The following is a 13,323-nucleotide window of genomic DNA, read 5'->3' as shown; positions in this document are numbered from 1 at the left end:
CAGTGCCCGCTTGCTCTTTGCGCTTGAGCAGCGCCCGCAGGTCATCGAAGCTGCAATTGTGGGGCTGAACTGGGACAGGCGGGCTTAGTCCTGGAGCGCCCGCCTCACGAGCTGCTCGTTGAGCACTTCATCCTCAAACAGCTCCTCAGGTGTGTAGTATGTGTCGTCCACCTGCAGCACAGGAGCCTCCATCACGAACACGCCATTGATTCGAAGCTCTGCCACTGTCTCTGGCTGCTCGAGACTCTCCTCTGTGAACTCCACTCCCATCTCACTCAAAAAGCGCTTGAGCGCCCTGCATCTTGGACACACGCTCGTGGTGTACACCTTGACCGACATAAAAAATCACCTCCCCACCCTGCAGATAGTACCACTACAAATAATTTATCCACCCGCCTTCCCTGGGTTTCGTCGCACGCCTCCTCTATGAGCGAGAGTGGAGCGGTCTCGCTTCCGAGCACCACATTTGCCACGCGAGAGACGACAAGTTCAATCTTTTGACGCAGCTATTGCAGGGGCTGCGGTCACCCACTCCGAGGCAAGCATCAGGCACTCCTGAGGCGGTGAGAGCGGTTCGGCTGTTGTGGACGCGGGCGTGGCAGCGAGCATAACCTAAGGACTACACACCGTTTGACGGTGAGTAGTTGACCTCTCTCACCCTTCTCGCAATGTCGTCTCCCACATCAGAGGTGGTGGCAGAGCCACCCATGTCGAACGTCCTTACCCTGCCATCGAGCAGGCTCTCCTCTATTGCCCTCACGATTGCAGTGGCCGCCTCCTTCTCGCCCAGAAACTCCATCATCATCGCCCCAGCCCATATGGTGGCAATCGGGTTCGCCCTGTTCATGCCCTTGTACTTGGGGGCAGAGCCGTGTATGGGCTCGAACATACTGGTGCCCTCTGGGTTGATGTTGCCACCCGGTGCGAGCCCAAGACCACCCTGAATCATCGCTCCAAGGTCGGTGATGATGTCTCCAAACATGTTTGGCGTGACCACCACATCGAACCACTCTGGGTTCTTCACGAACCACATCGTGATGGCATCCACAAAGTTGAAGTCATAGCGCACATCGGGGTAGCCCTTGGCGATGTCCTCGAGCTGCTCCCTCCAGAACCCGTATATCTCGGTGAGCACGTTCGCCTTGTCCACGCTGGAGAGGTGTTTGTCTCGCTGGGATGCGAGCTGGAAGGCGTACTCGATTACCCTGCGGGTGCCCTGCCTGCTGATGACGCCTATCTGATATGCTATCTCGTCGGCATCGGTGTCCACATCGAGCCCAAAGCGCACGCTGTACAGGCTGCGCATCACCTCGAGCTCCTGCCTCGTGGCTCCCCTCGTAGTGCGTGCCCCAATGCCCACATAGAAATCCTCGGTGTTTTCCCTCACCACCACGAAGTCTATGTCCTCTGGCCCCTTGTCCTTGAGCGGGCATGGTACGCCACGGAGCAGCTTCACCGGGCGCAGGTTCACGTACTGATCAAAGTAGAATCGGGTTGCGAGCAGTATGCCCTTCTCGAGGATGCCTGGCCTTATTCTGTCGTCCCCTATCGAGCCAAAGTATATCGCCCTGTATCTGGACAGCTCCTTCAGGGTGTCCTCACTCATCAGCTCCCCAGTTGCGAGGTAGTGGTCTGCACCATGGGGGTACTCAATCCATTCCACATCGAAGCCGAACCGCTCGCCTGCGGCATCTATCACCTTTCTGCCCTCTCTGATAATCTCCGGACCTATGCCATCTCCCGGTATCACGGGTATGCGATACTGTGTCATTGCTCCTCCTCCAGCAGCTCCCTTGCGAATGGTATGAGCCCTCCAGCCCCCACGATGCGCTGGATGAAGTCTGGAAGGGACGATGCCCTGTACGTTCTCTGCTGGGTGATGTTCTCCACGATGCCAGCCCCCATGTCTATCCTGAGCTCATCGCCATCCTCGATTGCCCCAGCACCCTCACACTCCAGCAGGGGAAGCCCGATGTTTATCGAGTTCCTGAAGAATATCCTCGCAAACGACTTGGCAATCACACACTGTATGCCACACCCCTTGAGGGCGAGCGGGGCATGCTCCCTCGATGAGCCGCACCCGAAGTTCCTGCCAGCCACCACCACGTCTCCCTTTTTCACAGAGGATGCGAACTCGGGCCTTACGCCCTCGAAGGCGTGGGCTGCGAGCTCTTCTGGGGTGTTGAGCACGAGATATCTTCCCGGTATTATGGCATCGGTGTCCACATCGTCCCCAAACTTCCATGCTCTCATGGCAACCACACCTCTCAATCGGGGTTGGTGTTAAAAAGGTTTGGGGTTGGGCAGGCTGATGTCGGCGTGCTCTCGAGGAGGCTCATCTGTGCAGCCATTTCAGTCTCTCTGCCAGCAGAAGCGCCCTCTCCATCTCCTCCTGTGAAAGCCCCCTCGCTATGTCAGGGTGCTCTCTCGCCCTGTACTCTGGGCGATACTGGAACATCAGGTTGAACAGGGCATGAGGAAGGTGCTCTCCCACCCACTCCACTATGGGACGGGTGCAGCACTCCACGTGTGAGGGGAGCACGAGGTGTCTTATGAGCAGCTCGCCCATGCGGGAGGCGTGCACAAAGTTCCTGCTCACCACCTCCCAGTACCTCTCCACATGGGAGAGCCTCTTGGCACACGCATCGCTGCCGTACTTGAGGTCTCCGAGGTACACGTCCACCACACCCTCGAGCAGCTTTCCAGCTGCCGTAGAGTGGTACATGTTGGAGTTCCACACCACTGGGACTGGCACATCGAGGTGAAGAAGCGTCTCGAGGACTGTGTGGACGTGAGGTGTGGGCGTCACGAAGTTCACGTTTTTCGACCCCTGCATGTGCCTTGTGTGGATGCGCTCTGCGAGCTTGCTCGGGCTTGCGGGCACGCCAGCCTCTGGATACTGCGATATCTCCCAGTTCTGGCAGTACACGCACTCGAACGTGCACCCGCAGAAGAATATCGTGTGGGAGGGCACGAGCTCCCACTCCTCGCCCATGTGCAAGAACTCGGATGACACATAAGAGACGTCCCCCACCCTGCACCACCCCATCCGTGTGTGCCTGTTCACACGACACTTCCGCTCGCAGAACTCGCAAGCCTCGAGCATTCTCCTTGCAAGCTCGCACTTGAGGTCGAGCAGGCTGGGTGATGCTTCCTCGATATGCTCCTCTCGCATCAAGCCGTGGAGCTTCCCGAGCGCCCTGTCGTGCTCCTCCCAGAGCCTCTCGGTGGGTGCGGAGAGCTCCACCCCGATGGGCACACAGCGGGCGAGCATGAACATGGGCAGTGCCGAGCCATTCAGTATGGAGAAGTACCTGTGAAGCGGCTCCATCGCCCCCGCTCACCTCACCACATCCAGCGGAATCGCTCCGCTGTGCACAGCCGTGGCTATGAGCGCTCCGCTCGCCCCCATCTCCTTCAGGAGGTCTATGTGCTCCATCGATGCCACGCCCCCGCCATACAGCACACCCCTGCCAAGGGCGTCCATTACCTCCCAGAGCAGGGGCTCGTCTATGCCGCTTGCAGTGCCCACACGTGAGAGGCTCAGCAGCAGCACATCCACTTCATACTGACTGAGCGCTCGGGCGAACTCGAGCACGTCCAGGGGCTCAGGGCTGAGCAGCTTTCCACCCATGCAGTCAATGCTCACCGCGATGCGCTTTTCATACCGCTCGCACGCCTCCTCTATGAGCGAGAGTGGAGCGGTCTCGCTTCCGAGCACCACATTTGCCACACTGAGCCCGAGCCGCACGTCCTCGATGCTCGCTGCCCCCATATCCAGCATCATGTTGGGATGCAGCCCACATATGACGGAGAGATTGTCGCCCCTCCTCTGGATGCGGTTCAGGTCTGCGATGTACACCTCCCTCGGGCGCACGGTGCGCACCACCTCGGCTGGCACACAGGAGGGGCACACCCTGCTGAAAGTGTGCACTGGCTTGTAGGTGGAGCGCTCGCCCCTCACGGCGTGCACAACAGCACCATTATATATGTCCATCACGAAGGGTGTCCTAAACATCCATAGCGAATACGCACAGAGGTGTTAAAAGCTTATGTGGAAGGAGGGAGCGAATTGAGGTTGCTGGTGAGCCCCATCAACTCGAGGGAGGCTGTGGAGGCTCTCGCTGGTGGAGCCGACATCATCGATGTGAAGAACCCGAGAGAGGGGTCGCTGGGTGCGAGCTTTCCATGGATGATTCGCTCGGTGTGCAGGGTGGTGGATGGAAGGGTGCCCGTGAGCGCCACCATCGGGGACTTCGAGTTCAAGCCCGGAACCGCCTCGCTCGCTGCCCTCGGGGCTGCTGTGAGCGGTGCCCACTACATAAAGGTGGGGCTGTTTGGCACCAAGACGGCAGAGGAGGCACTCGAGCTTCTGGACGGCGTGTGCAAGACGATACGGGAGCACGATGCTGAAAAGCAGGTGGTGGCTGCGGGCTATGCCGACTTTTCACGCACAGGCTCAGTTGACCCCATGGAGCTTCCAGAGGTGGGGGCGGCCGCGGATGCCGATGTGGTGATGGTGGACACTGGAATCAAGGACGGAAGGAGCAGCTTCGAGTTCATGGGTGAGGAGGGGCTGGCGGCGTTCGTGGATGCCGCCCACGACCATGGGCTTGAGTGCGCGCTTGCGGGCACCATCAAGTTCGAGGACGTCGAGGCGCTTCGCCGCATAAAGCCCGACATCGTGGGCGTGAGGGGGGTGGTGTGCGGCGGGGACAGGACGAGCACGATACGAAGGGAGCTGGTGGAGCAGTTCAAGAGGGCGGTTGTTGGCTGACCCTCCTCACCGCCTCCTCTATCCTCGATGTGGGCTGCGTCATGGCGAGCCTGATGTAGCCTTCCCCGTGCTCTCCGAAGCCCACGCCAGGCGTGGCAACGATTCCACTCCCATCGAGCAGCCTCTCGCAGTACACCATCGAGCGCGTGCCCTCGGGAAGCCTTGCCCACACGTAGAACGTTGCCTTTGGAGGCTCTGCCTCAAGCCCGAGGGCATCCGTTAACTCGAGCAGCAGCCGCCTTCGCTCTGCGTATACTCTCACGCTCTCCTGCACGCACTCCTGTGGTCCCGTGAGGGCTGCGATGCCCGCCATCTGCACCGCCTCGAACGCCCCAGAGTCTATGTTGGTCTTCACCCTTCCAAGGGCAGCTATCGCCTCACGGCTGCCGAGCACATACCCTATGCGCCATCCAGTCATGTTGTATGTCTTGGACAGCGAGTTGAACTCGATTCCCACCTCCTTTGCCCCCTTCACCTCGAGGAAGCTTGGCGCCCTGTACCCATCGAACGCAATCTCCGAGTATGGGTTGTCGTGGCACACCAGTATGTCCCACTCGTGGGCGAACTCCACCACCTCTCTGAAGAACTGCCTGTCGGCCACAGCCGCAGTGGGGTTGTTGGGATAGTTCAGGAACATCAGCTTTGCTCTCTCTCTCACCTCCACGGGTATGGCTTCCAGCTCGGGCAGAAAGCCACAGTCCTCCAGAAGGGGCATTGCATATGGGGTGCCCCCAGCGAGGATGGTGGCGTTGGCATACACTGGGTATGCGGGGTCGGGCACGAGCGCCACGTCTCCCTCGTCGAGAAACGCCAGCGGAATGTGAGCAATCCCCTCCTTGGAGCCTATGAGGGTGATGACCTCCGAGGCTGGATCGCACGCCACGCCAAACCTCTGCTCATACCACCTCGCCGCCGCCTGCCTGAAGGCGAGCATGCCCGCATATGAGGGGTAGCGGTGGTACGTGGGGTTGCGCACGGCGCTCACCATCTCCTCCACGATGTGGGCGGGCGTGGGCATGTCTGGGTCCCCCACCCCAAGGTCAATGACGTCCACGCCCATCGCTCTGGCCTTTTCTATCGCCTCGTCGAGTTTGGCAAACAGGTACTTGGGAAGCCGATCCAGCCTGTGTGAGTGATTCACCATCACGCTCACCACGTCAGCATCGGCACGATGGTTTAAACACTTTCGCATCTTTACGGCGGTGAGCTCTTTACAGCGTTAAAAAGGCTTAAATAGCATTGAACATTATTCGGCAGTCCTAAAACGGTGATGAGATGGGATGGAGCATCTTTCGCACATCGCACTGCCACGCCCCACCAGCATCCCATGCACAACACAGCAAGAGGCTCGTGCTTGTTGGAACTCCCAACGTGGGAAAGAGTATGCTGTTCAACAACCTCACGGGCACATACACGGTCGTGTCCAACTATCCCGGCACCACCGTGGAGATAAGCATGGGCAGAGTGAGCATCGGAGACGTGCGCTTTGAGGTGATTGACACGCCGGGCATGTACTCGCTCGCTCCAATCACCGATGAGGAGCGTGTGAGCGAGCGGGTGTTGCTCGTGGACGGAGCGGACGTTGTGCTCCACGTGGTGGCTGCCCCAGCGCTGCGAAGGATGCTTCCGCTCACGCTCCAGCTGCTCGAGGCAGGACTTCCCCTCATCCTCGTGCTCAACATGATGGACGAGGCAGAGCGGGATGGAATGCTCATCGACGTGGACACCCTCGAGCAGCGACTCGCCATTCCCGTGGTGCCCATGGTGTCCACTGTGGGAAGGGGAATGGAGAGGTTGCTCGAGTGCATCGCATCCATTCCAGAGCCCAGCCCCATCAGGATAGTCTACGGGGAGCTCGAGCCATGGGTAGAGAGGCTCGAGGGGCTGCTCAAGGGAGATTACCTCATCACCAGACGGGCACTCGCCCTGCTGCTGCTCCAGCGGGACAGGGTGGCAATGGAACTCGTGGAGGGCACCGAGCCAGATGTGATGCCAGAGGTGGAGCGCATAGTAGAGCAGGCTGAGCAGGCGTTCTTTCAGCCCATAGGGTATCTTGTGGGCATGGCGCGGCACAGGGCAGCAGATGAGCTGCTCAGGGGCATCGTGCGGGAGAGTGCATCCGCCAAGGTCAGCCTTGCAGAGCGTCTGGACTCGATGCTCATGAGCCCCATATACGGCGTTCCCATCCTGCTGGCGGTGCTCTATTTCGGGTTCTACAGGTTCGTGGGCGTGTTCGGTGCTGGCGTGCTCGTGGACTTTCTCGAGGGCACGGTGTTCGGGCAGCACATCAACCCCATTTTCACGCACTGGTTCGAGGCGAACGTGCCCTATCCCGTGGTAGTCGACCTGTTCGTGGGAGAGTACGGCATCATCACGCAGGGCATCACCTATGCAGTTGCCCTCATCCTCCCAATCGTGGGGCTGTTCTTTCTGGTGTTCTCGCTGCTCGAGGACTCTGGGTATCTCCCAAGGCTCTCGATGCTGGTGGACAGGGTATTCAAGCGCATGGGGCTCTCTGGAAGGGCGGTGATACCCATGGTACTGGGCTTCGGGTGCGATACAATGGCGACGCTGGTGACGAGAACGCTCGAGACCAAGCGGGAGAAGGTGATTGCAGTGCTGCTGCTCTCGCTCGCCGTGCCCTGCTCTGCTCAGCTCGGCGTGGTGCTCGCCATCCTCTCGTTCAGCTTCAGGGCGCTCGTGGCATGGGCACTCATCGTGCTGGCGAACTTCCTGCTCATCGGGTACCTTGCGGCAAGGCTCATGCCGGGAGAGGGTCCCACGTTCTTCATGGAGCTTCCACCCCTGAGAGTACCCAAGCTCTCCAACGTGCTCACCAAGACGTATGCGAGGGTGCAGTGGTACTTCGTGGAGGTGCTGCCCCTGTTCGTGCTCGCCAGCATCCTGATATGGGCGGGAAAGCTGGTGGGGCTGTTCCAGCTGGGAGTGAGGGCGGTGAGCTATCCCGTGAGCTGGATAGGGCTCCCACCAGATGTCGCCACCATATTCTTCTTCGGGTTCTTCAGGAGGGACTATGGGGCAGTGGAGCTCTACAAGTTCTTCGAGGGTGGGCTGATGAGCGAGGCACAGCTCGTGGTGGCTGCCGTGACGCTCACGCTGTTCGTACCCTGCATCGCCCAGCTCATCGTCACGGTGAGAGAGAGGGGAACGAAGACCGCACTCGCAATCGCTGGCTTTATATTCCCGTTTGCCTTTCTCGTAGGGTTTTTAACCCACCTGCTGCTAACATATACCGGTGTGTTTTCCTGACCGCATACGGCTCGGTCAGAGAGCCCTCAGCCCAACGGACATGCCGTTGGGCATCATTAATAATGTATTTATGGCAAACATCTATTTAAAATTTTATGATGGAGATGAGATGCTCGATGTGCGGATATGAGTACGAGGCCAACAGGAGGGAGTGCAGGGGATGCATACGCCTGAGTCACTGCTCCATGACGAAGTGTCCGAGGTGTGGCTACGAGGAGCCAATGCCCGTGAGGTTTGGCGTGATAGACTGGCTGAAAAGAAAGTTCTCTGGAGGAGAATGAATGCTCAGCGATGAGGCAGAGAACGCCCTGAAGCAGATATGGATATGTGTGCACGAGCAAAAGATGGAGTGCGTGCCCGTGGAGGTGCTTTCCGAGACCAAGAGGGAGGAGAGCTTGAGGGAACTCATCACCACCCAGATGGTGGACGTGTGCGAGGGGGAAGTGAGGCTCACAGAGCAGGGGGACGAGTACGGCAGGAACGTGGTCAGGCGCAACAGGCTGGCAGAGCGGCTGCTGGTGGACGTGCTGGACACCGAGAACGGGCTCGTGCGCGAGACCGCCTGTGGGCTCGAGCACTACCTGTATCGGGGTGTGGAGGACAGTGTGTGCACGCTTCTTGGGCACCCCAGATTCTGTCCCCATGGCAAGCCCATTCCCATGGGCGAGTGCTGCAGAAGGGCGAGCACCGAGGCGAAGAAAATCGTGTGCCCCTTGAGCGAGCTTTCGAGCGGGCAGGCGGGCAGAATCGCCTACCTGCATCCAAAGAGGAGGGAGACCATGCAGAAGCTCATCTCCATGGGCGTGCTTCCGGGCATGCCCGTGCGGCTGGTGCAGCGCACTCCCTCGTATGTGCTGGAGGTGGACAGGACTCGCTATGCGGTGGACGAGGAGATTGCCTCCTCGATATTCGTGAGGCTTCAGCGCTGACGCCTTCTTCTGTAGTACAGCACACCCCCTGCGGCGAGCACCAGCAGGAGCACCACGTACGTGCCCGCCATGCTCCCGCCGGGCGCTCTTTCCACCGTGAGATACACCACCACGGGCTCTGATGAGTGCACGTTGTCGCCGTTCTGGTAGTGCACCCTCAGCGAGATGGGTACCCTCTCTCCGACATCGAGTTCATCGCGAGCACGCACCCCAAACTGCAGCGTGAACAGGTCGTTGGGATCCATCTGCCCCACGAAGTACTCGGAGGGCTCAAACACCAGCACGTCGCTCTCTGGCACCACGCTCACGGCATCCAGCGTGCTGTGGCGCACGTTTGCCACGTCCACATCGAGGGTGCCACTGCCGCCCACCAGCCTCGGCTGCTTTGAGAGTATGATGCTGGGCTGTGCCCCCTCCACCCTGAGCGGAATCTTCCACGTGGTGCTGTATGCCCGAGAGCCCGCCACCACGCTGAAGTTGAGCAGCCTCGTGCCCTCGCTGGCAGAGCGGTTCACGTGGAGCATGTAGGAGAGGGTGATGGTATCGCCCGGCGAGAGCACGCCCACCTCCCTGTACACGGGGCTCTCCACCACCACGTCCTCTGGACAGGAGAGCTCGGCGCTCTGTATGCGGGCATCAAGGGAGAACACCTCGTCCCCAATCGTGAGCGTTCGCTGGGTGGCGGTGTTCTTGAGCACGATGTCCAGCCTGCCCTCATCACCGGGCATGAGCGTCTCTGGATAGATGGTGTACGAGGAGAGCACGACGGTGCCCCTGCTCTTCGGCACGTCTGTGCCCACGGTGATGGTACGCTCCACCTTGCTCCATGCGACATCTGTACCCGACCTGTAGAGGATGTTGAGCTTTGCCTCGCCATCTGGCGCGTCCCCTGCCACCATCAGCCTTGTGTGCACGAGCGCCGCATCTCCTGCGGATATCAGCCCTATGTACCTGTATCCGCTCTCGGATGGCAGGAGCGAGAGGGGGTACTCTGGCTCGAGCTGAAGCTCCATCCCCTCTATCCTCGCAACATCGCTGTTCTCCACCTTTATCCACACATCGAGGTAGTCCCCAGCCGATGCTGGATAGGGCTCGTACTTTTGCACATCTATGCTGAGCCCCGTGAACGGCTGTGCGTGCCCCGCTGGAGGGACGAGCGCCACCAGCAGCACCACGATGCTAACTGCTCTCCAGCACTCCATCTCTAATCACCACTGTCCTGTGGGCATATGCAGCCACATCCGCATCGTGTGTTACCATCACGATGGTCATCCCCCTCTCGTTGAGCTCCAAGAGCGTGTGCATGATATCCATCCCAGTCCTCGTATCGAGGTTGCCAGTGGGCTCGTCTGCCAGCAGCAGCTGGGGAGAGTTGGCGAGTGCACGGGCAATCGCCACCCTCTGGCACTGGCCCCCAGAGAGCTCGCTGGGCTTGTGGTCTATCCTCTCGCCAAGCCCCACCTCTCTGAGCAGATGCTCTGCCCTCCTCCTTCGCTCTCTCTGGGGCACGCCCTGATACACCATGGGCAGCTCCACGTTCTCCCTAGCACTCATGCGGGCAATCAGGTTGAACGTCTGAAACACGAACCCCACCTTTTTGCCCCGGATGCGGGCAAGCTCCCCATCCGACAGGGTGCTCGTGGGCACGCCATCGATGTACACCTCCCCCTCGGTGGGCCTGTCCAGACAGCCCATCAGGTTCATCAGCGTGCTCTTGCCAGAGCCCGAGCGTCCCATGATGGCCACGAACTCCCCCCTCTCTATCGAGAGGTCGATGCCCTTCAGCACCTCTACGCTATGTCTCCCTATGGTGTACACCTTTCTCACGCCCTCCACACGCACCACAACCACATCCCTACTATGTCCTCGCATACCTTCTGCACGACTCCATGAAGTGCGTTGGGTCGAAGGTGGCCACGTGGGTGTAGCTTGCAAGTGTGCAGTGCTCCACCAGCCCGTCCATGCCATCCCGTATCCCCACTCCTCCCCTGAGCCTGTATGCGAGCCTCGCATCCCCCCTGCACTGGGTGATGGAGTAGTGAAACTCGTGTCCCTTTATGGGCCTTTGCATTATCGCATTGTGCCTTATCACCTCCGCCTCCACATAGGCAAGCGCCATGAGCCTCTTGGTCATGGTGGTGGTGGCGGGGAGCACGCCGCACATGGCATGCGTGTCCTCTCCCTCTGCAAGGCGCTCACACAGGTACATGAGCCCCCCGCACTCGCCGTATATGGGCATCCCATCTTCTGCGACGGTGCGTATCCACGAGGTGGTGGGGCTGTGCTCGAGGGCGTGGGCGTGCAGCTCTGGATACCCCCCACCTATGTACAGCCCATCTACCTCTGGCACCTCCCCCCTGAGGGGTGAGAAGAAGGTGAGGGATGCCCCAGAGCGCCTCAGGTGCTCCAGCAAATCGTGGTAGTAGAAGCAGAATGCGGCATCGTACGCCACCCCCAGCCTTATGTGTTCGTGCTGCTCATCGTCTTCATCTGGCAGGGGCACCTCTGCCGAGTGTGCAAGCTCCAGCAGGCAGTCGAGGTCAACGTACTCCTCTATGAGCGAGCGCAGCTGCTCGACGTCGAGACTCCCCTCGTGTGCCATGTGCAGCCCGAGGTGCCTTGAGGGCATGGACAGCTCCCTCACCCTCGGCACCGCCCCGAGCACCCTTATCCCGAGCGCCTCTATGGGCTCCCTCACCAGCCGCTCGTGGTTCTCTGATGCCACGCCGTTGAGTATCACCCCTGCCACATCCACACGGGGGTCGTACTCCACATACCCCTTCACGAGCGCGGCTGCGCTTCTCGACATCGAGCGCACATTCACCACGAGCACCACGGGCAGGTTGAGCACCTTGGCAACGTGGGCAGTGCTCGCTATCTCGGTGGTGTCCATGCCATCGAACATGCCCATCACGCCCTCCACCACCGAGATGTCCGCATCCGCCGAGTATCTCGCATACGCCTCCCTTACCCCATCCACGCCCATCATGAAGGTGTCGAGGTTCACGCTGGGCCTCTTGCAGATGGCGGTGTGGTGGCTCGGGTCTATGAAGTCGGGTCCCACCTTGTAGGGTTGCACGCGATACCTGCGGGAGAGCGCCGCCATGAGCCCCATCGAGAGCGTGGTCTTGCCACACCCGCTGTGCGTTCCAGCGACCACGATGCCCCGCATGTCCATCAGCCCATGAGTATGCCCATTAGCTCGTAGCCCATCACAGTGCCGAGCGACCCTCTCGCACACTCCCTCTCCCCATATGCCTGCACATCGTCCTGCTCGCCCTTCAGGAGCGCAAAGGGCACGGGCTCATCGGTGTGCACCCCGAGGGTGTATGGAGTGTAGTGGTCTGGCATCACGAGCGCCCTCGTATGCTCGTCCATGGAGTCGAGAACGGTGCCCACCACCTTCTCGTCGAACTCCTCGATTGCCCGTATCTTCTCCTCGATGTCCCTCATGTGCCCAGCCTCGTCGGGCGCCTCAACGTGCACCAGCACGAAGTCATGGTCATCGAGCGCCTCCACGGCAGCTTTGCCCTTGCCGAGGTAGTTGGTGTCGATGTTCCCAGTGGCACCCTCCACCTCGATGAAGTCGAGGTTGGCACACCTCGCAAGCCCTTTCAACAGGTCCACCGCCGATATCACGGCTCCAGAGAGCCCGAACCTCTCCGTGAAGCTTGGGATGGTGAGGGGCCTTCCCCCGCTCCATGGCCAGATGTGGGTGGCGTTGGTGTGCAGGTGCTCGTTGCATCTTGCTATCACGTCCTCGGAGTCCGCTATGAGCCTTCTCAGCCTTCGTGAGCCCCTTCCCCTTGGAAGCACGCTCTTCAGGGGCTCTCCAACCGCATCGTGGGGTGGAGTGCACACCGCCCCATCACCGAAGTCGCACACCATGATGTGCCTGTAGCTCAAGCCCGCATGAAAGCGTATGCCCTCGCCGCCAAGCTCCTCGTCCAGTGCCTCGATGATGGCTCTCGCCTTTTCGGTGTCGATGTGCCCTGCGCTGTAGTCCGCCACCCTGCCGTCCGCCACCGTTATCAGGTTGCACCTGAATGCCACGTCCCTCCCCTCGAGGGGGATGCCCATACCAGCAGCCTCTATGGGTCCTCTGGCGGTGTAGTACCTTCGTGGGTCGTATCCCAGTATCGAGAGGTTTGCCACATCGCTGCCCTTGGGCATCCCCTCTGGAAGCGTCCTCGCGAGCCCGCACACGCCCCTCCTTGCAATGTAGTCCATATTGGGAGTGTGCGCCTCCTCGATGGCAGTCCTTCCCACGCCCTCTATGGGGTAGTCCCCCATGCCGTCCCCCACCATCACCACACACTTCATGTTTCCCACAGTTGTGATGATGTT

Annotated in this window: 14 protein-coding genes; 4 read left to right on the top strand and 10 right to left on the bottom strand. The window is 60.2% G+C overall.

The features are described from left to right. Positions 1 to 84: 84 nt before the first annotated feature. The 5 genes from BP07_RS05850 to BP07_RS05830 all read right to left on the bottom strand — a co-directional run bounded on the left by BP07_RS05850 (position 85) and on the right by BP07_RS05830 (position 4,018). Positions 85 to 339 carry a glutaredoxin family protein gene (locus BP07_RS05850; protein WP_042686857.1) on the bottom strand — a complete coding sequence of 85 codons (255 nt, stop codon included), beginning with the start codon at positions 337 to 339 and terminating at the stop codon, positions 85 to 87. Positions 340 to 619: 280 nt separating this feature from the next. Next, entirely contained in the window at positions 620 to 1,771 is a 1,152-nt protein-coding gene (locus tag BP07_RS05845) for an isocitrate/isopropylmalate dehydrogenase family protein (RefSeq protein WP_042686856.1), read from the bottom strand. Beyond that, the gene (locus BP07_RS05840) at positions 1,768 to 2,253 is read right to left on the bottom strand and encodes a 3-isopropylmalate dehydratase small subunit (RefSeq protein ID WP_042686853.1); all 486 of its coding nucleotides are present in this window, start codon (positions 2,251 to 2,253) and stop codon (positions 1,768 to 1,770) included. The genes BP07_RS05845 and BP07_RS05840 overlap by 4 nt, the downstream gene beginning before the upstream one ends. A gap of 82 nt (positions 2,254 to 2,335) precedes the next feature. Then, positions 2,336 to 3,331: a radical SAM protein gene (locus tag BP07_RS05835; RefSeq protein ID WP_042686851.1), complete on the bottom strand. Its 996-nt coding sequence runs from the start codon at positions 3,329 to 3,331 to the stop codon at positions 2,336 to 2,338. A gap of 9 nt (positions 3,332 to 3,340) precedes the next feature. Continuing rightward, positions 3,341 to 4,018 (bottom strand): HisA/HisF-related TIM barrel protein, encoded by a 678-nt coding sequence (locus tag BP07_RS05830; protein WP_042686849.1) that lies wholly within the window; start codon positions 4,016 to 4,018, stop codon positions 3,341 to 3,343. A 54-nt stretch (positions 4,019 to 4,072) separates the two neighbouring features. On the opposite strand from BP07_RS05830, the gene BP07_RS05825 reads away from it, so the two are divergent. Next, on the top strand, positions 4,073 to 4,777 hold the full coding sequence (locus tag BP07_RS05825; protein WP_042686846.1) for a (5-formylfuran-3-yl)methyl phosphate synthase: 705 nt from the start codon (positions 4,073 to 4,075) through the stop codon (positions 4,775 to 4,777). On the opposite strand, the gene BP07_RS05820 is transcribed toward BP07_RS05825, so the two are convergent. After that, on the bottom strand, positions 4,755 to 5,969 hold the full coding sequence (locus BP07_RS05820) for an LL-diaminopimelate aminotransferase (protein WP_277352331.1): 1,215 nt from the start codon (positions 5,967 to 5,969) through the stop codon (positions 4,755 to 4,757). The two genes, BP07_RS05825 and BP07_RS05820, sit on opposite strands and share 23 nt — an antisense overlap. 83 nt (positions 5,970 to 6,052) lie before the next feature. Here BP07_RS05820 and feoB point away from each other — a divergent pair, with 83 nt between their 5' ends. The 3 genes from feoB (at position 6,053) to BP07_RS05805 (ending at position 8,976) form a co-directional block, all read left to right on the top strand. After that, complete coding sequence (gene feoB, locus BP07_RS05815; RefSeq protein WP_042686841.1) at positions 6,053 to 8,047, top strand: ferrous iron transport protein B; 1,995 nt, start codon at positions 6,053 to 6,055, stop codon at positions 8,045 to 8,047. 95 nt (positions 8,048 to 8,142) lie between these two features. Further along, on the top strand, positions 8,143 to 8,328 hold the full coding sequence (locus BP07_RS05810) for a hypothetical protein (RefSeq protein WP_042686839.1): 186 nt from the start codon (positions 8,143 to 8,145) through the stop codon (positions 8,326 to 8,328). Next, entirely contained in the window at positions 8,329 to 8,976 is a 648-nt protein-coding gene (locus BP07_RS05805; protein WP_042686836.1) for a metal-dependent transcriptional regulator, read from the top strand. Here the strand turns inward: BP07_RS05805 and BP07_RS05800 are convergent. Genes BP07_RS05800 through BP07_RS05785 form a run of 4 tightly spaced genes read right to left on the bottom strand, consistent with a single transcriptional unit; the run spans position 8,967 to position 13,299 of the window. Then, positions 8,967 to 10,178, bottom strand: coding sequence for a COG1361 S-layer family protein (locus BP07_RS05800; protein ID WP_042686834.1), 1,212 nt, complete (start codon positions 10,176 to 10,178; stop codon positions 8,967 to 8,969). The two genes, BP07_RS05805 and BP07_RS05800, sit on opposite strands and share 10 nt — an antisense overlap. Continuing rightward, on the bottom strand, positions 10,156 to 10,848 hold the full coding sequence (locus BP07_RS05795) for an ABC transporter ATP-binding protein (RefSeq protein WP_042686832.1): 693 nt from the start codon (positions 10,846 to 10,848) through the stop codon (positions 10,156 to 10,158). Before BP07_RS05795 ends, BP07_RS05800 begins: the two co-directional genes overlap by 23 nt. After that, complete coding sequence (locus BP07_RS05790) at positions 10,835 to 12,217, bottom strand: cobyrinate a,c-diamide synthase (protein ID WP_245597063.1); 1,383 nt, start codon at positions 12,215 to 12,217, stop codon at positions 10,835 to 10,837. The genes BP07_RS05795 and BP07_RS05790 overlap by 14 nt, the downstream gene beginning before the upstream one ends. After that, positions 12,154 to 13,299: a cofactor-independent phosphoglycerate mutase gene (locus BP07_RS05785; RefSeq protein ID WP_042686827.1), complete on the bottom strand. Its 1,146-nt coding sequence runs from the start codon at positions 13,297 to 13,299 to the stop codon at positions 12,154 to 12,156. The genes BP07_RS05790 and BP07_RS05785 overlap by 64 nt, the downstream gene beginning before the upstream one ends. Positions 13,300 to 13,323: the final 24 nt, after the last annotated feature.

This window comes from Methermicoccus shengliensis DSM 18856, assembly GCF_000711905.1.
Lineage (GTDB): Archaea > Halobacteriota > Methanosarcinia > DSM-18856 > Methermicoccaceae > Methermicoccus > Methermicoccus shengliensis.
Note: the sequence above shows the minus strand (reverse complement) of the source record. Positions and strands in the feature narration are given on the sequence as shown.

Coding starts and splice junctions, on each gene's coding strand:
- BP07_RS05850 (WP_042686857.1), bottom strand. CDS start 339: ATGTCGGTCAAGGTGTACACCACGAGCGTGTGTCCAAGATGCAGGGCG.
- BP07_RS05845 (WP_042686856.1), bottom strand. CDS start 1,771: ATGACACAGTATCGCATACCCGTGATACCGGGAGATGGCATAGGTCCG.
- BP07_RS05840 (WP_042686853.1), bottom strand. CDS start 2,253: ATGAGAGCATGGAAGTTTGGGGACGATGTGGACACCGATGCCATAATA.
- BP07_RS05835 (WP_042686851.1), bottom strand. CDS start 3,331: ATGGAGCCGCTTCACAGGTACTTCTCCATACTGAATGGCTCGGCACTG.
- BP07_RS05830 (WP_042686849.1), bottom strand. CDS start 4,018: ATGTTTAGGACACCCTTCGTGATGGACATATATAATGGTGCTGTTGTG.
- BP07_RS05820 (WP_277352331.1), bottom strand. CDS start 5,969: ATGCGAAAGTGTTTAAACCATCGTGCCGATGCTGACGTGGTGAGCGTG.
- feoB (WP_042686841.1), top strand. CDS start 6,053: ATGGGATGGAGCATCTTTCGCACATCGCACTGCCACGCCCCACCAGCA.
- BP07_RS05810 (WP_042686839.1), top strand. CDS start 8,143: ATGATGGAGATGAGATGCTCGATGTGCGGATATGAGTACGAGGCCAAC.
- BP07_RS05805 (WP_042686836.1), top strand. CDS start 8,329: ATGCTCAGCGATGAGGCAGAGAACGCCCTGAAGCAGATATGGATATGT.
- BP07_RS05800 (WP_042686834.1), bottom strand. CDS start 10,178: ATGGAGTGCTGGAGAGCAGTTAGCATCGTGGTGCTGCTGGTGGCGCTC.
- BP07_RS05795 (WP_042686832.1), bottom strand. CDS start 10,848: ATGCGAGGACATAGTAGGGATGTGGTTGTGGTGCGTGTGGAGGGCGTG.
- BP07_RS05785 (WP_042686827.1), bottom strand. CDS start 13,299: ATGAAGTGTGTGGTGATGGTGGGGGACGGCATGGGGGACTACCCCATA.